At 72.2% G+C, this 19,626-nt stretch carries 20 protein-coding genes and 7 tRNA genes; 11 read left to right on the plus strand and 16 right to left on the minus strand.

Annotation, left to right across the window (positions count from 1 at the left end; all coding sequences use genetic code 11):
• Positions 1 to 8: 8 nt before the first annotated feature.
• Positions 9 to 686 (plus strand): potassium channel family protein, encoded by a 678-nt coding sequence (locus OG251_RS06865; protein ID WP_326676318.1) that lies wholly within the window; start codon positions 9 to 11, stop codon positions 684 to 686.
• A gap of 51 nt (positions 687 to 737) precedes the next feature.
• Here OG251_RS06865 and thrS read toward each other — a convergent pair whose 3' ends face one another.
• The 3 genes from thrS to OG251_RS06880 all read right to left on the minus strand — a co-directional run bounded on the left by thrS (position 738) and on the right by OG251_RS06880 (position 4,702).
• Positions 738 to 2,714, minus strand: coding sequence for a threonine--tRNA ligase (gene thrS, locus OG251_RS06870; protein WP_326676319.1), 1,977 nt, complete (start codon positions 2,712 to 2,714; stop codon positions 738 to 740).
• A gap of 132 nt (positions 2,715 to 2,846) precedes the next feature.
• Positions 2,847 to 4,109 (minus strand): hypothetical protein, encoded by a 1,263-nt coding sequence (locus OG251_RS06875; RefSeq protein ID WP_326676320.1) that lies wholly within the window; start codon positions 4,107 to 4,109, stop codon positions 2,847 to 2,849.
• Positions 4,109 to 4,702: a DUF4365 domain-containing protein gene (locus OG251_RS06880; protein ID WP_326676321.1), complete on the minus strand. Its 594-nt coding sequence runs from the start codon at positions 4,700 to 4,702 to the stop codon at positions 4,109 to 4,111. Before OG251_RS06880 ends, OG251_RS06875 begins: the two co-directional genes overlap by 1 nt.
• A 230-nt stretch (positions 4,703 to 4,932) precedes the next feature.
• Here OG251_RS06880 and OG251_RS06885 point away from each other — a divergent pair, with 230 nt between their 5' ends.
• The gene (locus OG251_RS06885; RefSeq protein ID WP_326676322.1) at positions 4,933 to 5,658 is read left to right on the plus strand and encodes a 3'-5' exonuclease; all 726 of its coding nucleotides are present in this window, start codon (positions 4,933 to 4,935) and stop codon (positions 5,656 to 5,658) included.
• A gap of 64 nt (positions 5,659 to 5,722) precedes the next feature.
• Here the strand turns inward: OG251_RS06885 and OG251_RS06890 are convergent.
• Both OG251_RS06890 and OG251_RS06895 read right to left on the minus strand, forming a co-directional pair.
• Positions 5,723 to 5,794: transfer RNA gene (locus tag OG251_RS06890), tRNA-Val, on the minus strand.
• A gap of 39 nt (positions 5,795 to 5,833) precedes the next feature.
• A complete protein-coding gene (locus OG251_RS06895; protein ID WP_326676323.1) occupies positions 5,834 to 6,280 on the minus strand; it encodes an SRPBCC family protein in 447 nt (148 codons plus the stop codon).
• 91 nt (positions 6,281 to 6,371) lie between these two features.
• Between OG251_RS06895 and OG251_RS06900 the strand changes: the two genes are divergently transcribed.
• Entirely contained in the window at positions 6,372 to 8,885 is a 2,514-nt protein-coding gene (locus OG251_RS06900) for an SCO7613 C-terminal domain-containing membrane protein (protein ID WP_326676324.1), read from the plus strand.
• A gap of 135 nt (positions 8,886 to 9,020) precedes the next feature.
• Here OG251_RS06900 and OG251_RS06905 read toward each other — a convergent pair.
• Both OG251_RS06905 and OG251_RS06910 read right to left on the minus strand, forming a co-directional pair.
• Positions 9,021 to 9,092: transfer RNA gene (locus tag OG251_RS06905), tRNA-Val, on the minus strand.
• Positions 9,093 to 9,146: 54 nt separating this feature from the next.
• Positions 9,147 to 9,602 carry a TIGR02611 family protein gene (locus OG251_RS06910; RefSeq protein ID WP_326676325.1) on the minus strand — a complete coding sequence of 152 codons (456 nt, stop codon included), beginning with the start codon at positions 9,600 to 9,602 and terminating at the stop codon, positions 9,147 to 9,149.
• A 190-nt stretch (positions 9,603 to 9,792) separates the two neighbouring features.
• Between OG251_RS06910 and OG251_RS06915 the strand changes: the two genes are divergently transcribed.
• A complete protein-coding gene (locus OG251_RS06915; RefSeq protein ID WP_003959770.1) occupies positions 9,793 to 10,206 on the plus strand; it encodes an SsgA family sporulation/cell division regulator in 414 nt (137 codons plus the stop codon).
• A gap of 454 nt (positions 10,207 to 10,660) precedes the next feature.
• On the plus strand, positions 10,661 to 11,293 hold the full coding sequence (locus OG251_RS06920; protein ID WP_326676326.1) for a CGNR zinc finger domain-containing protein: 633 nt from the start codon (positions 10,661 to 10,663) through the stop codon (positions 11,291 to 11,293).
• A gap of 62 nt (positions 11,294 to 11,355) precedes the next feature.
• On the opposite strand, the gene OG251_RS06925 is transcribed toward OG251_RS06920, so the two are convergent.
• The 3 genes from OG251_RS06925 to OG251_RS06935 form a co-directional block, all read right to left on the minus strand.
• Positions 11,356 to 11,532 carry a hypothetical protein gene (locus OG251_RS06925; RefSeq protein WP_158074513.1) on the minus strand — a complete coding sequence of 59 codons (177 nt, stop codon included), beginning with the start codon at positions 11,530 to 11,532 and terminating at the stop codon, positions 11,356 to 11,358.
• 91 nt (positions 11,533 to 11,623) lie between these two features.
• A complete protein-coding gene (locus OG251_RS06930; protein ID WP_385896529.1) occupies positions 11,624 to 12,661 on the minus strand; it encodes a LacI family DNA-binding transcriptional regulator in 1,038 nt (345 codons plus the stop codon).
• 315 nt (positions 12,662 to 12,976) lie between these two features.
• The gene (locus tag OG251_RS06935) at positions 12,977 to 13,441 is read right to left on the minus strand and encodes a hypothetical protein (RefSeq protein WP_326676328.1); all 465 of its coding nucleotides are present in this window, start codon (positions 13,439 to 13,441) and stop codon (positions 12,977 to 12,979) included.
• 156 nt (positions 13,442 to 13,597) lie between these two features.
• On the opposite strand from OG251_RS06935, the gene OG251_RS06940 reads away from it, so the two are divergent.
• A complete protein-coding gene (locus tag OG251_RS06940; protein ID WP_326676329.1) occupies positions 13,598 to 14,113 on the plus strand; it encodes a DsbA family protein in 516 nt (171 codons plus the stop codon).
• 72 nt (positions 14,114 to 14,185) lie between these two features.
• Here OG251_RS06940 and OG251_RS06945 read toward each other — a convergent pair whose 3' ends face one another.
• The 3 genes from OG251_RS06945 to OG251_RS06955 all read right to left on the minus strand — a co-directional run bounded on the left by OG251_RS06945 (position 14,186) and on the right by OG251_RS06955 (position 16,996).
• Complete coding sequence (locus OG251_RS06945) at positions 14,186 to 15,022, minus strand: GNAT family N-acetyltransferase (protein WP_326676330.1); 837 nt, start codon at positions 15,020 to 15,022, stop codon at positions 14,186 to 14,188.
• 100 nt (positions 15,023 to 15,122) lie between these two features.
• Positions 15,123 to 15,944, minus strand: coding sequence for an aminotransferase class IV (locus OG251_RS06950; RefSeq protein ID WP_326676331.1), 822 nt, complete (start codon positions 15,942 to 15,944; stop codon positions 15,123 to 15,125).
• Positions 15,941 to 16,996 carry a chorismate-binding protein gene (locus OG251_RS06955; protein ID WP_326676332.1) on the minus strand — a complete coding sequence of 352 codons (1,056 nt, stop codon included), beginning with the start codon at positions 16,994 to 16,996 and terminating at the stop codon, positions 15,941 to 15,943. Before OG251_RS06955 ends, OG251_RS06950 begins: the two co-directional genes overlap by 4 nt.
• A 144-nt stretch (positions 16,997 to 17,140) precedes the next feature.
• Here OG251_RS06955 and OG251_RS06960 point away from each other — a divergent pair.
• The 5 genes from OG251_RS06960 to OG251_RS06980 all read left to right on the plus strand — a co-directional run bounded on the left by OG251_RS06960 (position 17,141) and on the right by OG251_RS06980 (position 17,586).
• A tRNA-Gly gene (locus tag OG251_RS06960) sits at positions 17,141 to 17,213 on the plus strand.
• Between the two features lie 37 nt (positions 17,214 to 17,250).
• Positions 17,251 to 17,324, plus strand: a tRNA-Cys gene (locus OG251_RS06965).
• 1 nt (position 17,325) lies between these two features.
• Positions 17,326 to 17,397: transfer RNA gene (locus OG251_RS06970), tRNA-Val, on the plus strand.
• A 19-nt stretch (positions 17,398 to 17,416) separates the two neighbouring features.
• Positions 17,417 to 17,488: transfer RNA gene (locus OG251_RS06975), tRNA-Val, on the plus strand.
• 23 nt (positions 17,489 to 17,511) lie between these two features.
• Positions 17,512 to 17,586 (plus strand) — tRNA-Val (locus OG251_RS06980).
• 117 nt (positions 17,587 to 17,703) lie between these two features.
• Here the strand turns inward: OG251_RS06980 and OG251_RS06985 are convergent.
• From OG251_RS06985 to OG251_RS06995, 3 genes are all read right to left on the minus strand, one after another.
• Complete coding sequence (locus tag OG251_RS06985) at positions 17,704 to 17,994, minus strand: TFIIB-type zinc ribbon-containing protein (protein ID WP_326676333.1); 291 nt, start codon at positions 17,992 to 17,994, stop codon at positions 17,704 to 17,706.
• A gap of 65 nt (positions 17,995 to 18,059) precedes the next feature.
• Positions 18,060 to 19,013, minus strand: coding sequence for a phosphotransferase enzyme family protein (locus tag OG251_RS06990; RefSeq protein WP_326676334.1), 954 nt, complete (start codon positions 19,011 to 19,013; stop codon positions 18,060 to 18,062).
• 319 nt (positions 19,014 to 19,332) lie between these two features.
• Entirely contained in the window at positions 19,333 to 19,539 is a 207-nt protein-coding gene (locus OG251_RS06995) for a hypothetical protein (RefSeq protein ID WP_073729377.1), read from the minus strand.
• Positions 19,540 to 19,626: the final 87 nt, after the last annotated feature.

Below are 19,626 nucleotides of genomic sequence, written 5' to 3' on the forward strand. Positions count from 1 at the left end.
CTGAGGTCATGAGCAACCCCTCCGCGCCGATGGCCCCGCCCCGGCTGACCCGCTGGGAGCAGCGGACGGAAGTGCCGCTGTTCGTCGCCTCGCTGGTCTTCCTGCTCGGCTACGCGGTCCGCGTCCTCGCACCCCACGACGCCGAGCCCTGGCGGGACATCGCCCTCGCCCTGGTCTGCTCGACCTGGCTGCTGTTCGCCGTGGACTACGTCGTACGGCTCCGGCAGAGCGGCCTCGGCGCGCGCTTCGTCCGCGTCCACTGGCTCGACACCGTGGTGCTGGTGCTGCCGCTGTTGCGTCCGCTGCGGGTGATCCGGGTCTACACGGCGGTGCAGAATCGCCGGGACCGGCCGCGGCTGAGCCTGTACGCCCGGGTGATGGCCTACGCCGGTCTGAGTGCCGTGCTCCTCGGCTTCAGCGCCGCCCTGGCCGTGTACCACCAGGAGCACGCCGCCGCCGGTGCCTCGATCCGCACCTTCGGGGACGCGGTGTGGTGGGCGTGCGCGACGCTGACCACGGTCGGGTACGGGGATGCCGTGCCGGTCACCCCGGGCGGGCGGGCCGTCGCCGCCCTGCTGATGGCATGCGGCCTGGGGCTGCTGGGGGCCGTGACGGGTTCGTTCTCGTCGTGGCTGCTGCGGGTGTTCACCCGCGAGGACGAGAAGGAGCCCCCGGGGAGTGGGTGACTCCCCGGGGGCTCCTCGTACGCGCTCGTACCGGTGCGGCCGCGGCGGGTATCAGACCTGGACGCGGTCCTCGACGGCCTTCGCGATCTTCGCCAGGGCCTCGTCGAGCGGGATGCCGTTCTCCTGCGAACCGTCGCGGTAGCGGAAGGAGACGGCACCGTTGGCCATGTCCTCGTCACCGGCGATGAGCATGAACGGAACCTTGGCCTTCTGCTGGTTCCTGATCTTCTTCTGCATCCGGTCGGACGAGGCGTCCACCTCGACCCGCAGCCCCTGCTTCCGCGCCTTGGCCGCGAACTCCTGGAGGTAGGGGATGTGGGCGTCGCCGATCGGGATGCCGACCGCCTGGACCGGGGCCAGCCAGACCGGGAACGCACCCGCGTAGTGCTCCAGGAGCACCGCGAAGAAGCGCTCGATGGAACCGAACAGGGCACGGTGGATCATGACCGGGCGCTGCTTGGTGCCGTCCGGGCCGGTGTACTCCAGGTCGAAGCGCTCCGGGAGGTTGAAGTCGAGCTGCACGGTCGACATCTGCCAGGTGCGGCCGATGGCGTCCTTGCACTGCACCGAGATCTTCGGGCCGTAGAACGCGGCGCCGCCCGGGTCCGGGACCAGCGGGAGGCCCTGCTTCTCGGCGACCCGGCGCAGCGTCTCGGTGGCCTCGTCCCAGGCCTCGTCCGAGCCGACGAACTTCTCCGGGTCCTTGGTGGAGAGCTCCAGGTAGAAGTCGGTGAGCCCGTAGTCGCGGAGCAGGTTCAGGACGAAGGTGAGCGTCCGGTCCAGCTCTTCGGCCATCTGCTCCTTGGTGCAGTAGATGTGCGCGTCGTCCTGGGTGAAGCCGCGCGAGCGGGTCAGGCCGTGGACGACGCCCGACTTCTCGTACCGGTACACCGTGCCGAACTCGAAGAGGCGCAGGGGCAGTTCACGGTAGGAACGGCCGCGCGCGTCGAAGATCAGGTTGTGCATCGGGCAGTTCATCGGCTTGAGGTAGTAGTCCACCCCGTCGTCGAGCTGCATGGGCGGGTACATGCCGTCGGCGTACCAGTCCAGGTGGCCGGACTTCTCGAAGAGCTTGCCCTTGGTGGCGTGGGGGCTGTAGACGAACTCGTAGCCCTCCTCCTCGTGGCGGCGCCGCGAGTAGTCCTCCATGGCCCGGCGGATGACGCCGCCCTTGGGGTGGAAGACGGCGAGACCGGGGCCGATCTCGTCGGGGAAGGAGAAGAGGTCCAGCTCACTGCCGAGCTTGCGGTGGTCGCGCTTGGCGGCCTCCTCCAGGAACTCCAGGTGCGCCTTCAGCTCGTCCTTGGTGGGCCAGGCGGTGCCGTAGATGCGCTGGAGCATCGGGTTCTTCTCGCTGCCCCGCCAGTACGCGGCGGCGTTCCGCATCAGCTTGAACGCGGGGATGAACCGGGTGGTGGGCAGGTGCGGGCCCCGGCAGAGGTCCTTCCAGCACAGGTCACCGGACTTGGGGTCCAGGTTGTCGTAGATGGTCAGCTCGCCGCCGCCCACCTCGACGTCCGCACCGTCGTCCGAGGACGCGGAGCCCTTGATGCCGATGAGTTCCAGCTTGTACGGCTCGTCGGCCAGCTCCTCGCGGGCGGCCTCGTCGGTGACGACCCGGCGGGAGAACCTCTGTCCCCGCTTCTGGATCTCCTGCATCTTCTTCTCGATGGCCTTGAGGTCCTCGGGAGTGAACGGCTTCTCGACGTCGAAGTCGTAGTAGAAGCCGTCCTTGACCGGCGGACCGATGCCCAGCTTGGCGTCCGGGAAGAGCTCCTGCACGGCCTGCGCCATCACATGCGCGGTGGAGTGCCGCAGGATGTCGAGGCCGTCCTCGGAGGAGATCTCGACGGGCTCGACCGTCTCGCCGTCCTTGAGCTCGTACGCGAGGTCCTTCAGCTCCCCCTCGACGCGGGCGGCCACGACGGTGCGCTGACCGGGGAAGAGCTCGGCGGCCGTCGTGCCCGTCGTCACCACATGCTCTTCCCGCTCGGAATCGCGTTGGATGATCACACGGACGTCTGACACCGGTCTCTCCTGACTCAGGGGGTGCGGCGCATTCCTCTTGCGCACGCAAGGGGAATCGTACCGAGCCGGAGGCCTCCGACGCGAAAGGGTTGCGCCGGGGCCCCGCCCCCCTGCGGGGAGAACACTCCCCGGCTACTCCTCCTCGCCCGTGCACGCCTCCTCGAAGAAGTCCACGTTCTCCTGGAGCGACTTCATCAGCCGGTCCCGTTCGGCCTCGTCGACCTGGACGGGTGACACCTGCGAGGCCCCGGTGAGCCGCCGGAATCCGCCCCGGTTCTCCAGTCGCCCCTCCACCCGGAGAGGCAGCCCGACCAGGTGCGCGTGGCCCGCGATCCGGTACGCCTCCTCGTCCAGCTCCATGCGGACATGGGCGACCTCGGCGCCCGTGAGCACCCGCAGCCGTACGGTCCCGGCGCCGCGCGGGCCCGAGCGGCGCATGCGGACGACGGCGCCGGTGATCCGCACCGGCACGGCGGGCTCGTCCCGGAGGTAGCGGGCGCCCGCCAGGCGCAGGGCCGGCAGGTCGCCCGGGGAGAACTCGACGGGTTCCGGGCCGGCGGGGCAGCCGTCCGGGGTACCGGCGGCCGGCGCCCAGTCCAGGGCGATCGCGATCCCTTCCGAGCCGCGCACCAGGGCGATCAGGGCCTCGGTCAGCTCGCGGCTGACGCCTGCCGCGACCGCGGCGTCGAAGGCTTCCATGCCTCCGGTCGCCCGCTGGTAGTCGACGGCCTCCCGGGTGGCGTGCAGTGCCCGGTGGAGCTGGACGGCGAGGGCCCGCCCGGCGGCGACGGGCACATACGCGGTGAGCCTGCGGCCGCCGGGCGCGGGCCCGATGAGCGTCCCCTCCAGCGCCGCCAGCGCCTTGGTGCGCCGGCGTGCCCCGTGGTAGCCCGCCCGGCCGCGTACCGCGAGGGCCCCGGCGAGGAGGATCTGCCGGGCCGCCGAGCGCAGTGTCTCCGCCTCCGCCCAGCCCGCGGCTCCGGCCGCGCCGGCGGCGGACTCGGGCACATCGCGCCACCAGCGGATCTCGTCGCTGGGCACGGCGAGGGAGACGAGGATCTCGCGGGCGGACGGGGCCGCGCTGCGGGCGAGCGCGGTCAGCGCCTCGGCGAGCAGGTCCTCACTGTCGCGGAACGCCGCCGTGTCCGGTACGAGCAGGCTCGTCGCGCCCGCGGCCGGGCCCGGCGGGGTCCAGCGGCCGTAGCGTCCGGCCGCTCCCCCGCGCCGCTGCCAGCCGTGCCGCCGCAGGAGCGCGCCGAGGACGGCGGGGTCCACACCCGCCGGATCGGGCAGCTCTCCGGGGGGCGTGCCGGGGTGCCCCGGGTGGTCAACGGGGTGCGCCCCGGTGCCCGGTGCCACCGTTCCGCCCCCGGGCTCGTCCATCGACCGGTGCATCAGGGTCTCCCTCCCGCCCCGACCCGGGCCATGATCTCGCAGAGCGCGCGGTCGTCGAAGATCCGCGAGGTCGGGATGCGCACGGTGGTCCTGTGCCGGCCCGTCACCGCGTGGCCGGCCAGGTTGGTCCAGTAGCAGCAGTGCCGCAGGCCGAGCCGTTCGGGCCCGGCGCTCAGCCAGTCGTCCTGGCTGCGGGGCACGATCATCACGACCAGGATCTTGTGCACCGACACGGGTGTCCGGGCGAGCTTCACGAGGTGCGCGTTGTCGAGCGTGAAGGAGAACGACCGGCCCGGCGGGTGCGGAGGGATCTGGTAGGTGCACTTGAGCTGCACCTTGATGGTCACTTCGTCGTCGACGGTGTGGGCGGGGGCGCCGTGGCTGACGTGCCAGTCGATGCCGTTGTCGGGAAAGGGCTGCGAGAGGGAACATCCCGCCGCTGCCGCCACCGCGTGCAGGTAACCCACCTGGAGGGTCTCCATACAGGCGGTCGTGGCGAGCGTGCCCCGCAGTGGTGCGGTCCGCTGGGACAGCAGCCCTCCCCCGTAGCCTTCGGCGCGGGTGGGGCCTGGGTCGGGCTGCGCGAGCGCCATGGCTCCCTGTGCCTTCCGGGCGTGCCGATCGGTCGCCCGGCCCTCGTCCACCGAGGAGGACCGGCGTCTGTCGGGAAGGGTCGGCGGGCGGTTCAACTTCCTTGCCCGTCACCTGTGTTGTCACCGCAGGAGACCGGCCGCAAACGGCGTATCAGGCAAACAGGCCGGGTATCACCGATATCGGGCAGGGGAATAACTCCATCTGCCGCGCAGGTGCGAGGAGTTCGGGGATGATGCACTGGTTCGAGGGGCCGCTGGCCGCTTTCGACACGGAGACAACAGGAGTGGACGTCGAGGAGGACCGGATCGTTTCGGCCGCACTCGTCGTCCAGGACACCGCGGGCGGGCGCACCCGCGTCACCCGCTGGCTGGTCAACCCGGGGGTGCCGGTGCCCGCGGGGGCGACCGAGATACACGGTCTGACCGATGACCATCTGCAGCGCAACGGCCGGTGGCCCGCGCCCGTGGTGGAGGAGATAGCGAGGGCGGTGGCCGAGCAGTGCGCGACGGGCCGTCCGCTCGTCGTGATGAACGCCCCCTTCGATCTGACGCTGCTGGACCGGGAGCTGCGGCGGCACCGGGCGTCGTCGCTGGCCGGCTATCTGGAGAACGCCCCGCTGTGCGTGGTGGATCCGCGGGTGCTGGACAAGCATCTGGACCGCTACCGCAAGGGCCGCCGCACCCTGACGGATCTCTGCGAGCTGTACGGGGTGGTGCTGGACGGGGCGCACGACGCGGCGGCCGATGCCACGGCGTCGCTGGAGCTGGTGCGCGCGGTGGGCAGGCGGTTCTCGGCCCGCCTGGAGCGACTGACCCCGGCCGAGCTGCACACCCTGCAGGCGGTGTGGCACGCGGCGCAGGCGCGCGGACTGCAGGCGTGGTTCGCCAGGAGCGGTACGCCGGAGGCGGTGGATCCCGCGTGGCCGCTGCGCCCGGAGCTGCCCGCGGCGGCCTGAGGCCGGGGCCCGGCGCATGAGAAAGCCGGTCCGTCGTTGATGCTGACGGACCGGCTCTTCCCGGTGGGCGATACTGGGTTCGAACCAGTGACCTCTTCGGTGTGAACGAAGCGCTCTCCCACTGAGCTAATCGCCCGGGAACGGGTTGAACCATACAGGGCTCGGCGGGCTTCGTTCAAACTCCTTCCAGCCGGGCCGCGAGGCCCCGGCGTCCGGCCCGCATCATCAGGGTGTGGTTGGCCCGGAACAGCGGGCGTCCGGGTACGGCGAGCCGTCGCAGCAACGGCTTACGCACATCGACCTCCTGCTCGTACCGGGCCCGGCTGCCGTCGCCGTACTCCCCGACGGTCCAGCGGGCCCACCCCTCCAGATCCCCCGTCATGGCCGCTTCGACGACCCGCGAGACGGGGTCGTCGCGGCGCCGGCGGGCGGTGACGACGAGTTCGTACGGGAGGAACGAACGGAGGCGCGCGGTGCCGGTGCTGTCGTCGACGGTGGTGACCGTGCGGACCTGCGGCCACCACCGCGGGTACTCCTCGGCACACGCCAGCGCGGCGTACACGGTGTCGGGCGGCGCGGATATGTCCCAGACGGCGGTGAAGCGGTAGTGGCACCAGTCCATGACTCCAGTCTGCTCACTCCGCTGCTACTCAGGCCCGGAACTGAGTATCCGAGCGCATGTACGAACATGTGGGCGGGACCACACTGCGTCCATGGAACATGTGCCGCCACCCGCCGAGGAATTGGCGCTCCTCGACCGAGAACTGGCTCAGCTGGACATCCGCAGGGGCCGGCTGCTCCACCGGCGCGCCTGGCTGCTGAGCGCTCTCCAGCAGCCGGTGCCCGCGCCGACGGCCCGGCAGTCGGCGTCCGGGATCCGCCCCTGGGGTCCGCCGCCCGCGTCCGGGCCGGGTGCGTGGGGGGCGCCGGCGGGCTCGGCGGCCCGCCCCTGGGCCGCGCCGCCGGTCGCCGCGCCGCGCAGTGCGCAGAATGTGCTGCTCACCCTCGGCGGGCTGCTGCTGGCGATCGCCGCCGTCGCGTTCACCCTGGTCAGCTGGGGCACGATGGGCATCGGCGGGCGCTCCGCGGTGCTGAGCACGGTGACCCTTCTGGCACTGGGTACGCCCGCGATTCTGCTGAACCGCAAGCTGTCCGCCACCGCCGAGGCGCTGGGCGCGCTCGCGCTGGTGCTGACGGTGCTCGACGCGTACGCGGTGCACGCGGTGGCGGCGCCGGACACGGACGGGCTCGGTTTCACCGCGGCCGCCTCGGCGGTGCTCGCGTCGGCCTGGGCGGTCTACGGTCTGGCGCTGGGCAGGCTGCGGCTGCCGTTGCCCGCGGCCGTGGCGATGGCCCAGTGGCCCCTGTTCCTGTGGGCGTGGGCGGCCGGTGCGCCGGCCCTGGTGTTCGGGTGGGCGCTGCTGGTGACGGCGCTGCTGGACGGGGCGATCGCCCTGTGGGCCAGGGGCCCGGCGGTGCGGGTCACGGCGTGCGCGGGTGCGGCCGTGACGGGGCTGGGCGCGCTGCTGGTCGCTCTGGCGGAGTCGCTGTCGGCCGGGGGGCCGCTCGACGCGGTGGCGCCGGGGGCGCTGTTGCTCGCCGGTGCCGCGGTGGCGCTGGCCTGGGCGTGGCGGGCGCCTGCCGGGTTCGCGACGGTCGCCGGTGCGGCGGCCGGACTGGCGGCGGTGGCCGCGGTGGGCGGTGTGCTGCGGGCGGCGGTGCCGCCCCAGTGGCCGGTGGTGGGGTATCTGCTGTGCGGTGCGGCGCTGTTGGCGGTGGTACGGACCCGGCTGCCGCGGGCCGCAGGGCGGGGCGTGCTGGTGGCTTCGGTCGCGGTGGTGGGCGGTGCGCTGGTGTGGGCGCTGCCTCCGGTCGCGGCGGTGCTGATGGGGCCGTTGTCGCTGGTGTCCGACGTGTGGCAGGGCGCGCCGGACGGCTTCCGGGAGGCGTTGGGGGCGTCGGTGCCGTGGTCGCGGATGTCCGCGGCCCCGGTGGTCCTCGCGCTGGTGGCGGCTCTGCTGGGGGCGGCCCACCGGTGGTGGGCCGCCGTGGTGCGGGCCGCCGGGCCGCTGGTGTCGCCGGGTGATCCGGTGCGGGGCGCGGCGGGTGCGGGTGCGACGGCTCTCGGCTGGGGTGCGCTGCTGGTGGCGGCGGCCGCGCTGGATGTGCCGTACCCGGTGGCACTCGCGCTGGAGTCGGTGCTGGTCGCGGTGGCGCTGGTGGTGGCGGTACGGGGTCCGGCCGGGGCGGGCGGCGGTCCTTCGGGTGTGGCGGTGACCGCGCTGGTCGCTTCGCTGGCGGGGTCGGCGAGCGCGGGACTGCTGTCGCTGGCCTCCGAGGTCGCCACCTACGCGGTGTTCGGGCTGCTGGCGGTGCTGTTCGCCGGGGCGGCGGTACGGGCTCGGGCGGTGGTGGAGCAGACGTTGTTCGCGTGTGCGGCCGTGGTGTGGGGGATCGTTCTCACCCTCGGCGCCGGGGCCTCCCTGGAACTGCCCGGGTATCGGGCCGCGCCGTTGATGCTGGTGGTGCCCGCGGTGACGGTGCTGTTGGGGGCACGGCTGCGGCGGCATCCGGTGGCGTTGCCGGTGGAGCTCACCGGGGCGGTGGGAGCGGTGATCGCGGTGGGGCTCGCGGTGCCGGACGCCCGGTTCCTGGCGTTGGTGCTGGCCCTGTGCGCGGTGCTCGCCGCGGGCACGGCGGTGCGCCCGGAGCGGCGGCCGGTGGCCGGGTACGTGGCGGCGGCACTGTTCCTCGCCGCGACCTGGGTACGGCTGGCGGCCTGGGAGGTGTCCGACCCGGAGGCGTACACCCTGCCGGTGACGGTGCCCGCGCTGGTCGTGGGGGTGCTGAGGCGGCGGCGCGATCCGGCGGCGTCGTCGTGGACGGCGTACGGGGCGGGACTCGCCGCCACGCTGGTGCCGAGCCTCTGCGCGGCGTGGGCCGACACGGGCTGGGTCCGGCCGTTGCTCCTGGGGGTGGCGGCGCTGGTGATCACGTTGCTGGGGGCCCGGTTCCGGCTCCAGGCGGTGCTGCTGCTCGGCGGTGCGGTGCTGGCACTGGTCGCCCTGCACGAACTGGCGCCGTACGTGGTGCAGGCCGTGGGCGCGCTGCCGCGCTGGCTGCCGCCGGCGCTGGCCGGGGCACTGCTGCTGGTGGTGGGCGCGACGTACGAGCAGCGCAAGCGCGACGCGCGCCGGCTGAAGGACGCCCTGGGCCGGATGCGCTGAGGCGGGGCCGGCCCGGACGTCCTCCCCGGCGCCCCGGGCCGGCCCCGCATCGGGGACGACGGCCCGGTGTCGGAGCAGGCACACAAACGCAGAGGGTCCGTGAGACTTCTCAGTCTCACGGACCCTCTGTCCGGGTGGGCGATACTGGTTTCGAACCAGTGACCTCTTCGGTGTGAACGAAGCGCTCTCCCACTGAGCTAATCGCCCGGGCGCACCGCAAACATTACCCCATGTCAGCGGCGCTCCAGGACCAGTCGCAGGTCACTCGCTGATCTTCCACGGCATCGTGATCCCGAACTTCCAGACGTAGATCCCGACGAGCACCGCGATGATCACCAGCCCCACCGAGGTGAGGATGATGTTGCGTCGCCGGACCTTGGGATCGAGCGCCCGCTGGGCGGCCTCCGTGACCTTTCGCCTGGTCCAGCGCAGCACCAGCTGGGCCCAGACGAACTCGGTCGCCCAGATCGCCATGCCTCCGAAGATCACCAGCCACCCGGGACCGGGCAGCGGAAGCATGATGATGCCCGCCACCACCACGGCGAGGCCGACGATGAAGACGCCGACCTGCCAGCTCAGGTGCAGCGTCCTGGACGACTTGATGAAACCCGGCGCACGCGAGCCCAGCTCACGCTCCGCCTTCGCCGTGCCCCCCGCAGCGGACTCCGCGACCGCCTTCTCGGCAGCCTCGCTCCGCTCGTCACTCTCCGCATTCATGAATCCCAACCTACCCGAACGCTCCTCGTCACCGGAATGGCCGCATAACTCAAAGTTACACACCGCTGTACGAGCTACCTGAAGGATCACAAAAGGGTCAGAGGGGTTTACAACGCCACCGTAGGTGGCATGTCGATTTCGCCGACGTGCGAATCCCCGAGCGCACACTGAGCGAAAGGCCCTGGCGCTTATGAACACCACGGTCAGCTGCGAGCTGCACCTGCGCCTCGTTGTGTCGAGCGAGTCCTCACTGCCTGTACCCGCGGGCCTGCGGTATGACACGGCCGATCCCTATGCCGTGCACGCCACCTTCCACACCGGAGCGGAGGAGACGGTCGAATGGGTATTCGCCCGTGACCTCCTTGCCGAGGGGCTGCACCGGCCCACCGGCACCGGAGACGTCCGCGTCTGGCCATCACGTAGTCACGGCCAGGGCGTCGTCTGCATCGCACTGAGCTCCCCAGAGGGCGAAGCCCTGCTCGAAGCTCCGGCACGAGCCCTGGAGTCGTTCCTGAAGAGGACCGACGCCGCGGTTCCGCCCGGCACCGAGCATCGTCACTTCGATCTCGACACGGAGCTCTCACACATCCTGGCCGAGAGCTGAGCCAGGCCGAGAGCTGCGGGACGCCGTCCGACTCGGGGAGACGGCGTCGCGCGGACAACCTCATACGGCAGACACCGGCGCCGTCATCGCGGAAACCACCGCGGCGACGGCGCCGGCGCGTGCACGGGGTCCGGCCCCACCGGACCCGCCGAGAACGGCCGACAGTGACCGGACCGGCTGAGAACGACCGGTAACGGCAGAGGCCGACCGGAACCGGCCGGTATCGGCCGCGGGCGGTCCGCTCCTGCCCGGCCGAGCCACTCGGGCGGCATGAGCCCCACAGCCCCCTCCCGCCCGCCGTACGGACACCACAGGCCCCAGCGGCCCCCGTGGCCGATAAAGGGCTCCCCCGGCCCCCTATACGCCCGCACCGGGCCGGGAGCGGGTCCGCCGAGCCAGTAGAGTCAGCCGCCATCGGCGGGCGCCCGCCTGCCGGAGGCCAGGGAGCGAAATCGTGCTGATCCCACACGACACCCGGATCGCCCTCGACACGGTGGTCGATCTGGTGAACACCGCACCGGAGAACGGGCTGCCGGACAGGGGGCCCGCGGACATAACCGGGCAGAGACCGACGGGCGGCCCCCCGGACGCGTCCACCCGCGCGGCCGCCGACCAACTCGCCGACATCGAGTCGCTGTACGCCTTCGCGGAGCGCCACCTCATCAGTGGTGTCGGCACGCTCGGCGAGAAGGACCTGCGGGCGGTACAGGACGTACGGAGCCGGTTCGCGGAGATCTTCGCGGCGCCGGACGCCCGGACCGCGGCCGACCTGGTCAACCGGCTGGTGGCCGCGGCGGGCACCACACCGCAGCTCACCGATCACGACGGCTACGACTGGCATGTGCACTACTTCGCGCCGGACGCCTCGATCTCCGACCACCTCGCGGCCGACTGCGGCATGGCGCTGGCCTTCTTCGTCGTCGCGGGCGAGCAGGAGCGGCTGCGGCGCTGCGAGGCACCGGACTGCCGGCGCGCCTTCGTCGACCTGTCGCGCAACCGCTCCCGCCGCTACTGCTCCAGCCGTACCTGCGGCAACCGGCTCCACGTCGCCGCCTACCGGGCCCGGCGCCGGGAAGCCGCGGGCTGACCGGTCCTCCGGGATCGCGGCCACCGCCTGCCCGGGAACGCCACCGGGGCATCACCGCGGGCTCACAGCATGAAGAGATCATGCAACGCGGCCATCAGCAGCAGGACGCCGATCACCGTGAGGAAGATCATCAGGGGTGGCTGGGAAAGCGCGAAGAGGCAGCCACGGGGCTCTTCGACAGGGGGTGCGGGGGCCTCGCCCCGGGATGTGTCCACCATCTCGAAGTGATCATGACTCACCCCGACCCCTCTTGGCGATCAACACGCGTCTTCTCCGCGGGAGTTCACCGCTCCGTGGCTGCTCGGATTCGCTCCGGCGTCCGAGACGCCGTCACACTTTCGGAACTCCGCCCCCGGGTCGGCGTGGCGACGCGCTGGAGGCGCGCACGACGAGTTCCGGCTGGAGCACCACATTGCGGTGACGGTGCCCGCCGTCCTCGTCGTCCGCCTCCTCCAGCAGCAGTTCCGCGGCCATCCGCCCCATCACGACGGCGGGCTGACGTACGGAAGTGAGCGGTACGGCGGCAGCCGCGGCGAACTCGATGTCGTCGTACCCGACGATGGCGACGTCCTGCGGCACCCGCACACCCGCCGCGTACAGCGCCTGGAGAACACCCAGGGCGAGCAGGTCATTGGCGCAGAAGACGGCGGTGGGGCGTGGCACGAGTCCCAGCAGCCGGGCTCCGGCGTCACGGCCGGCCGCGACGTCCAGGCGGTCGGAGGGGATCTCGACGAGCGCCTCGGGGGGCAGACCGGCCTCGGCGAGAGCGGCGAGGGCCCCCTCGCGGCGGTCCCGGATCTGGTGCAGGTCACCGGGGCCGCTGACATAGGCGACGGAGCGGTGCCCCGCCGAGACGAGGTGCCCGACGGCCAGGGCGCCGCCGCGCACGTCGTCCACGGAGACCGCGCAGGACTCGACGCCGGGCGCCACCCGGTCGACCAGTACGAACGGGATCCGATGGCGGCTGAACGCCTCCAGGTTGCGCCCGGTGGCGTCCGCCGGTGTGACGAGCACGCCGCACACCCGCTGCTCGGCGAAGAGTCCGAGGTATTCGGCCTCCTCCGCCGGGCTCTGGTCGCTGTTGCAGACCATGACGCCGAGGCCGGCCTGTCGTGCGGCGCGCTCCGCCCCGCGGGCCACGTCGACGAAGAACGGGTTGCCCATGTCCAGGACGAGCAGCGCCATGATCCGGCTGCGGCCCGCCCTGAGCTGGCGTGCGGACTCGCTGCGCACGTACCCCAGCTCGTCGATGGCGGCCAGGACACGGGCGCGCGTCTCCGGCAGCACCGCCTCGGGCCGGTTGATCACATTGGAGACCGTGCCCACCGAGACTCCGGCCCGCCGGGCCACGTCCTTGATCCCTGCCACACGCCCCACTTGCCTGCCCCACTGATGCGTTCGGCCGCCGCACTCACGGGCGGCGCTTCCCATCGTACGGACGCCGGTGTGCCGCACCGGGCCTTCCCGGCCGCCGTGTCCCTACCGCCGCGAGCCCTGTGCCGATGCGCGTCGGCACAGGGACGCACACCGCCACGCACGACGGGGAATGAATTGTTTCAATCCGCGGCGGACGCTCACTCCGTCCTCGTACGACGTCAAGGCACTGGTCACGCGGGCGCCAGTCCCGAACCGAACACCCGGCATAAATCGATTCATGCTGGAGAGGCGCCCCACGGGACGGTCTCAGATGCCGTGCTTCTTCAGGATCGCCTCGATGTCGCTGAAGTCCTCACCGGGCGCCGCGGACGGCTGCCGGCCCTTCTTCGGCTGGGCCTGGGGGCGGGCCGATGCGGCCGGGGCGCCGGAGCCGAGGGAGGGCGCCGAGGCCGCGGGGGCGACCGCCTCGTTCCGCGCGGCGGCGCGGGCCGCCTTGCGCTCCTTACGGGTGGTGCCGCTGCGGCGCTCGATCGCGCGGGTGGTCATGAACAGCAGCCAGGCCACCCCGAGCACACCGAAACCGAGCCAGACGCTCGGCTTGAACGCGATCCCGGAGACCCACTCGACGATTCCGGTCATGACCAGCCCGACCGGCACGAGGGAGTAGGCGGCGATCCTGGTCGCCGTGAGGAACCGCTTGCGGTACGCGGTGACCGCGGCGATGCCGAGACCGGCCACCGACGCCGCGGAACAGATGGTCTCGGCAAGCATCGGGGCCTCCAGGAGCGCGGGGAAACGTCCCCTCCATCCTGCACCGATCACCGGCGTCCGGGCCACGCCCCCCGGCCACATCAGGGACATTTCAGGGCCGCGCTCCTCCCCAGGTCCCGATGGGAAGACCTCCACCCGGCCTGAAAGACTGTTCCCATGAGCGATTCCACCCCCGCAGCCCCGGTCGTCCTCGACATCTGGTGCGATCTCGAATGTCCCGACTGCCACCTGGCCCTCAGCGATGTGCACGCCCTGCGCGCCCGGTACGGCGACCGCGTCGAGGTCCGGCTGCGGCACTTCCCGCTGGACAAGCACAAGCACGCGTACGCCGCGGCGCAGGCCGCCGAGGAGGCCGCCGCGCAGGGCAAGGACTGGCCGTACATCGAAGCGGTGCTGGCCAGGACCGACGAGCTCGCCCGCACCGGCGAGCCGCTGCTTCTCGACGTGGCACGTGAACTGGGCCTGGACGCGGAGGAGTTCGACACCGCGCTCATCGACGGCCGGCATCTGCTGATCGTCGACGCCGACCAGGCGGAGGGCAGGGCGATCGGCGTCACCGGCACCCCGACGTATGTGGTCGGCGACGAGCGTCTGGACGGCGGCAAGAGCCAGGACGGGCTCCGCGAGCGGATCGAGGAGATCATCGACCGGCTGCTCGCCGAGCGGGGCTGACCCTGGGGCGCCGCCTCACCGGGCGAGCGGGGCCCCGGGGGCGCCGCGCCACCGGGCCGCCCTTCGGCGCCGCTACAGCGCCTTGGCCAGGTTGTACTGGGTCGTCGTGTAGCCCAGCGACTCGTACAGCCGCAGCGCCGGGGTGTTGGCGGCGAAGACGTGCAGGCCGAGCCGGTCGAACCCGGCTTCGCGGGTGATGTCCTCGGCAAGACGCATCAGGGCGCGGCCGTAGCCCTTGCCCCGGTGCCCGGTGCGCACCTCGACGTCGTAGACGTACCCGACGGTCTCCCCCGGCCGCGTCTCCCGCCGCGCCACCCACACATGGCCGACGACCTCGTCCTCGTGGACCAGAACGTGGAAGTGCATGCCGTCGGTGGCCCGGCCGTCCGGGAGGTTGCGGGCCTGGTCGGTCTCGGCCTTGTGCCGGGCCTGCTCCTCCGGTACGCCCCGGTCGATCCAGTCCTGTGCGTACGCCTTCATGCTGGAGACGTCCCAGCGGGCGTACTCCTCGGCACTCATGGGGCGGCCCGTGAGGCCGGCGGGCAGCTCGGCGGGGTCCGGCCCGAGCTCCTTGATCATGTTCCGGCTCCGCTCCACGTAGCCGAGCGCGGCGGCCAGCCGCTGGGCGCCTTCGTTGCCCTCCGGGGCCTCGACGCGCACCTGGGTGCAGCCCCACCCCCGCAGCACCTCCTCGGCGGCGAGCGCGGCGATGGTGCCGCGACCGCGCCTGCGGTGCGCCTCGTCGATCCGCAGCGAGTGCAGAACCCCCGCCGTCGCGCCGAACGAATCATCGGTACTGATCCCGACAGCGCCGACGGCCCGTCCGTTGTCGCACACGTCGTAGATACGCGCCCGTGCGCCGTCGGCGCCTTGCTGAATCGGCCCGGTCGGCCGGAGTGTCGTGGTCATCACGGGCTTTCTATCCGCTGGGTGGCCATCCGTCACCCGCTTTTACGGACAGCGCCGCATGTTTACGGGCGGCGCCGCCTGTCACGGACGGCGACACGTGTCACGGGTCGAGGTCGTTGCCCGCTCTTTCGCCGAAGACGCGCATGGCCTTCGCCGTCACCGGCCCGGGGCTCCCGGCCCACTCCCGTGCGTCGACCCGGTGGACGGCCTGGATGTCCCGGAGCGTGGAGGTCAGGAAGACCTCCTCGGCGCGCTCCAGGACGTCCATCGGAAGGTCCGTCTCCTGAGCCCCCGTCCACTCCACGGCCAGCGCGCGGGTGATCCCGGCGAGGCAGCCGGAGGCGACGGGCGGGGTGTGGATCTGCCCGTCGAGGACGACGAAGACATTGGAGCCGGTGCCTTCGCAGAGCCGCCCGGCCGTGTTGGCGAACAGCGCCTCCGACGCACCGTGCTCACGGGCCCGGGCCAGGGCGACGACGTTCTCGGCGTACGAGGTGGTCTTGAGACCGGCGACCGCACTGCGTTCGTTGCGCGTCCACGGGACGGTGATCACGGCCGTGGTGTCGGGACGGCGCGCCGCCCCGCCCAGCGCGACGACCAGGCTGGGCCCGGCGTCACCGCGCTCGGAGCCGAGCGGAGACAGCCCGCCGGTGTAGGTGATCCGCAGCCGGCCGAGCGCCATCGGGTCGGCGCCGAGGACGGCGGAGGCGGCGCGGCGGACCTCGTCGAGGTCGGGGTCGGGCAGGCCGAGGCCACGGGCCGAGCGGGTCAGCCGGTCCAGGTGCCGGGTCAGGGCGAACGGGCGGCCATGGGTGGTCCTGACCGTCTCGAAGACACCGTCGCCCACGGTGAGCCCGTGGTCGAGCACGGACAGCCTGGCGTCGTCGGCGTCCCGCAGTCCGCCGTTGACCCAAATCCTCATGTCGCGGTCCTTCCTGTCTCCTCGAAGGCGCCCGACGCCACAGCGAGCAGCCTCGACGCCTTCAGTTCTGTCTCGTCCCACTCGCGCTCCGGGTCGGAGCCCCAGGTGATGCCCGCCCCGGTGCCGAAGCGGAGGACCGGCACGGGAGGGTCCCGGTCGATCCAGAACGTCCGTATACCGACGGCCAGCCCGGCAGTGGCCCGGTCGGCGTCGACCCAGCCGATCCCACCGCAGTACGGTCCGCGCGGCGCGGTCTCCAGCGCCTCGATGATCCGCAGCGCGCTGGACTTGGGCGCCCCGGTGACGGAACCGGGCGGGAACACCGCGGCCAGCAGCTCCGGCCAGCCCACCCCGTCGGCCAGCCGTCCGCGGACGGTGGAGACGAGGTGGACGAGCCCGGGATGCTTCTCCACCGCGCAGAGGTCGGGCACGCTCACGCTGCCGGTCGCGCAGACGCGCCCCAGGTCGTTGCGGACCAGGTCGACGATCATCACGTTCTCGGCGTGATCCTTGTCCAGAAGATCGTCCTCGGTACGCCCGGTTCCCTTGATCGGCCCGGACTCGACCATCCGCCCGTCCCGCGCGAGGAACAGTTCGGGCGACGCGGTGGCGATCTCCACTCCGTGCGCGGGCAGCCGGATCGTTCCTGCGTACGGGGCCGGGTTGCCGCGCGCCAGCAGCGCGGTGAGGGCGTCGACGTCGGCGCCGCCCGGATCGGGGAGCGGCGCGGACATCACCCGGCAGAGATTGGCCTGATAGACCTCACCCGCCGCGATGTGTTCACGGATCCGCCGTACGCCCGCCGTGTAGGCGTCCCGGTCCAGTGATGAGATCCAGTCCCCCGTGGCGGGGCCGCGCCAGGCACCGGGCACGGGAGCGGGCACCGGCTCCGTCCGTACGGTGGAGAAGCGGGCGCAGACGAGGCGGCCTTCGAAATCGGCACATACGGCCCAGAAACCGGATGAGTCGAGAGCTGCCGGGTCACTGGTGACATCCCGCAGACCGGAGGCGACGAGGCCGCCGAAGCGGGCTATCGGAGCAAGGTCGAACACTCTGGTGAGTCTAGGACGGTGCGCGGTGACCTGCGCCGGGGCGGGGGCACCGCAGCACGCTGCGCAAACGCGTTTTTGTACTGGCCCAGGAATCCGCTAGAGTTCAACACGTCGCCGGGACGCGCAAGCGCACCGGAAAGACACGCGGACGTAGCTCAGTTGGTAGAGCGCAACCTTGCCAAGGTTGAGGTCGCCAGTTCGAACCTGGTCGTCCGCTCGCAGAAGGTGGGGGATCTTCCCGAACCCCCATCCCTGGTGGAGTGGCCGAGAGGCGAGGCAACGGCCTGCAAAGCCGTCTACACGGGTTCAAATCCCGTCTCCACCTCCAAGGACGATTAGCTCAGCGGGAGAGCGCTTCCCTGACACGGAAGAGGTCACTGGTTCAATCCCAGTATCGTCCACCGGTCCGCAAGGATCCCCGCGCGATTAGCTCAGCGGGAGAGCGCTTCCCTGACACGGAAGAGGTCACTGGTTCAATCCCAGTATCGCGCACGCAGTACACGCAGGGTCACCCTGCGCGATTAGCTCAGCGGGAGAGCGCTTCCCTGACACGGAAGAGGTCACTGGTTCAATCCCAGTATCGCGCACCAGCCCAGAACCCCCGGTCGTCTCGACGACCGGGGGTTCTGCCGTTCCCTCGTCGCCCCGCGCACGATCCCGCGGGCCCCGGACAGGACGCGTCCGGGGCCCGCGGGACGGCAAGGGATTCAGGAGGAGAAGAGCATCCGGCCGAAGCTCTTCTGACGGTGGTGGCCGTGGTGACCGCCGTGGTGCTGCGGGGCGCCCCACGCGGGAGCGGGCGCCGCGGCCGCCGGGTAGGCCTGCGGGGCGGGGGGCGCGGGCGGGGCCTGCTGCGTCCACTGCGACTCCAGACGGGTCAGGGACTCCAGCTCGCCGTAGTCGAGGAATATCCCGCGACAGCCGCTGCACTGCTCGATCTGGACGCCATTGCGGTTGTACGTGTGCATCTGCGCGTGACACTTGGGGCACTGCATCATCGGCTCGGCTCCTCGCCTTCGGTGTGCCGTCGCCGGAATGCCTGCCCGACGGCGGTCGGTTCACCCTACGACGAGCCTTCGGCCGCCAACTCGGGCGGGAGGGACGCAATTCGGGCACAGGCATCGATCATCATCTGCTCCACCTCATCCGGAGTTCGGCCCTCCGCGGCGGACTTGGCGAAGGCGAGCGCCGCGGTCTGCACCGTGAGGGCGCGTGCCGGGACATCCAGTTCGGGCCAGGGGTCCCCGCCGGCGGGTACGGCCGGACCGCCCGCGCCCCGGTAGGCGGCCAGGAAGCGCAGCCAGACTTCGGGGGGCAGCAGCCCGGCGGCGTACCAGGCGGCGGGCCGGGCGAGGTCCCAGGACGGGTCGCCCAGACCCGCGTCGTCGACATCGATGAGCAGCCAGGGGCCGTGCGGAGCCGGGTGCCGGACGAGTTGGCCCAGGTGCAGATCCCCGTGGCAGAGGAAGCCGGCGCGGTGCGCGGGGGGCGGTTCCTCGCCACGTGCCCAGGCGGGCAGGGAGCGCCAGGCGGCGAGGACGGCGGAGGTGGCCGGCTCACCGGGCCGGGCCGCCCGCATCCGGGCCACGGCGAGGGCGGCCTTGGCAGGGCCACGCATCGGCGGGAGCGGCAGTGGGGGTCCGGTGCGGTGGAGGCGGGCGAGCAGAGTGGCGGCTTCTTCCCAGGGCGCGGCGTCGGGGTCCGCCGGGTCGACGGGTTCACCGTGCGGCCAGAGGGTGACGGGGCGGCCGGAACGGGGCCGGGCCGGTGCGGGCAGCGGGGGAAGCAGGACGCCGGTCAGCCGGGGGTCGGCCGCCAGGGCGACGCGGGCGGCGAGCGCCTCGCGGTCCGTGTCCGCGGCGTGCGCCTTGGCCACGATCCGGCCGCTGCGGACGACGGTGCCGTCCGGGCGGTCCGCCAGCACCTGGGGCGGCCCGCAGACGCACCGTACGGCGGGCGGATGGGAGCTGTCGTGCGCGAGTGCGCCCAGCTCCCGTACGACTGCGGTGGTACTCAACGGCTCCCCCGGCGATGATCGCTCCGGCCCTGCCGCCGGTCCCGCGACGAGCGTACGCGGCGGGGCGGGCGGAGGCCGCGGGCGTTCGCGTACGCCCGCCGAGCGCGCGGAGCGCTGTACAGGGTTCGTCTGCGCGCACCGTCCCGTCGGTGACGCGCCGCTCCGTCCACGAGGGGGGCCGCCGTGGTCCGGACAGCGCGATGTCCGGTCAGCTCCCCAGCTGACCGGACAAACGCTGCCGTCCGCCGCACCCCCGTCCCCACGGGGTTGTTGGCCGGATGTCCCGGTCCGGACCGCTCTTCCGGACCCGGGGCGCCGCTCAGCGCCCCAGCATCACGCCCACGGACGACGCCTGTGTGACCACTGCGTCCCAGCCGCCGAAGACGACTACGAGCAGGGCCGCCAGAGGAAGAACCATGGCCGTCGCCACCAAGGGGTGACGCGTGCCGGACGGGCGGGCGCCGAACGAGGCGTATGCCTTGCGTCCCTGCGTGCGGATCATGGTCCGCGTTGCCGTGTCCGACATGGTTCCTCTCCTGACCTGATGTGGGGCGGCGGGCGTTGACCTCGGGGGACGAGTGCTTCACCCGCCGCTTGACCTCAACATTAGGGA

Source organism: Streptomyces sp. NBC_01237 (assembly GCF_035917275.1).
In the GTDB taxonomy this organism is placed as follows: domain Bacteria; phylum Actinomycetota; class Actinomycetes; order Streptomycetales; family Streptomycetaceae; genus Streptomyces.

What these genes read in the sequence shown, in the direction of transcription:
- OG251_RS06880 (WP_326676321.1), bottom strand. Translation starts at nt 4,702, where the DNA reads ATGGCGCTCGCGCAGCCCGACCCAGGCCCCACCCGCGCCGAAGGCTAC.
- OG251_RS06900 (WP_326676324.1), top strand. Translation starts at nt 6,372, where the DNA reads ATGGAACATGTGCCGCCACCCGCCGAGGAATTGGCGCTCCTCGACCGA.
- OG251_RS06940 (WP_326676329.1), top strand. Translation starts at nt 13,598, where the DNA reads ATGAGCGATTCCACCCCCGCAGCCCCGGTCGTCCTCGACATCTGGTGC.
- OG251_RS06915 (WP_003959770.1), top strand. Translation starts at nt 9,793, where the DNA reads ATGAACACCACGGTCAGCTGCGAGCTGCACCTGCGCCTCGTTGTGTCG.
- OG251_RS06865 (WP_326676318.1), top strand. Translation starts at nt 9, where the DNA reads ATGAGCAACCCCTCCGCGCCGATGGCCCCGCCCCGGCTGACCCGCTGG.
- OG251_RS06910 (WP_326676325.1), bottom strand. Translation starts at nt 9,602, where the DNA reads ATGAATGCGGAGAGTGACGAGCGGAGCGAGGCTGCCGAGAAGGCGGTC.
- OG251_RS06995 (WP_073729377.1), bottom strand. Translation starts at nt 19,539, where the DNA reads ATGTCGGACACGGCAACGCGGACCATGATCCGCACGCAGGGACGCAAG.
- OG251_RS06885 (WP_326676322.1), top strand. Translation starts at nt 4,933, where the DNA reads ATGATGCACTGGTTCGAGGGGCCGCTGGCCGCTTTCGACACGGAGACA.
- OG251_RS06895 (WP_326676323.1), bottom strand. Translation starts at nt 6,280, where the DNA reads ATGGACTGGTGCCACTACCGCTTCACCGCCGTCTGGGACATATCCGCG.
- OG251_RS06985 (WP_326676333.1), bottom strand. Translation starts at nt 17,994, where the DNA reads ATGATGCAGTGCCCCAAGTGTCACGCGCAGATGCACACGTACAACCGC.
- OG251_RS06935 (WP_326676328.1), bottom strand. Translation starts at nt 13,441, where the DNA reads ATGCTTGCCGAGACCATCTGTTCCGCGGCGTCGGTGGCCGGTCTCGGC.
- OG251_RS06945 (WP_326676330.1), bottom strand. Translation starts at nt 15,022, where the DNA reads ATGACCACGACACTCCGGCCGACCGGGCCGATTCAGCAAGGCGCCGAC.
- OG251_RS06950 (WP_326676331.1), bottom strand. Translation starts at nt 15,944, where the DNA reads ATGAGGATTTGGGTCAACGGCGGACTGCGGGACGCCGACGACGCCAGG.
- OG251_RS06875 (WP_326676320.1), bottom strand. Translation starts at nt 4,109, where the DNA reads ATGCACCGGTCGATGGACGAGCCCGGGGGCGGAACGGTGGCACCGGGC.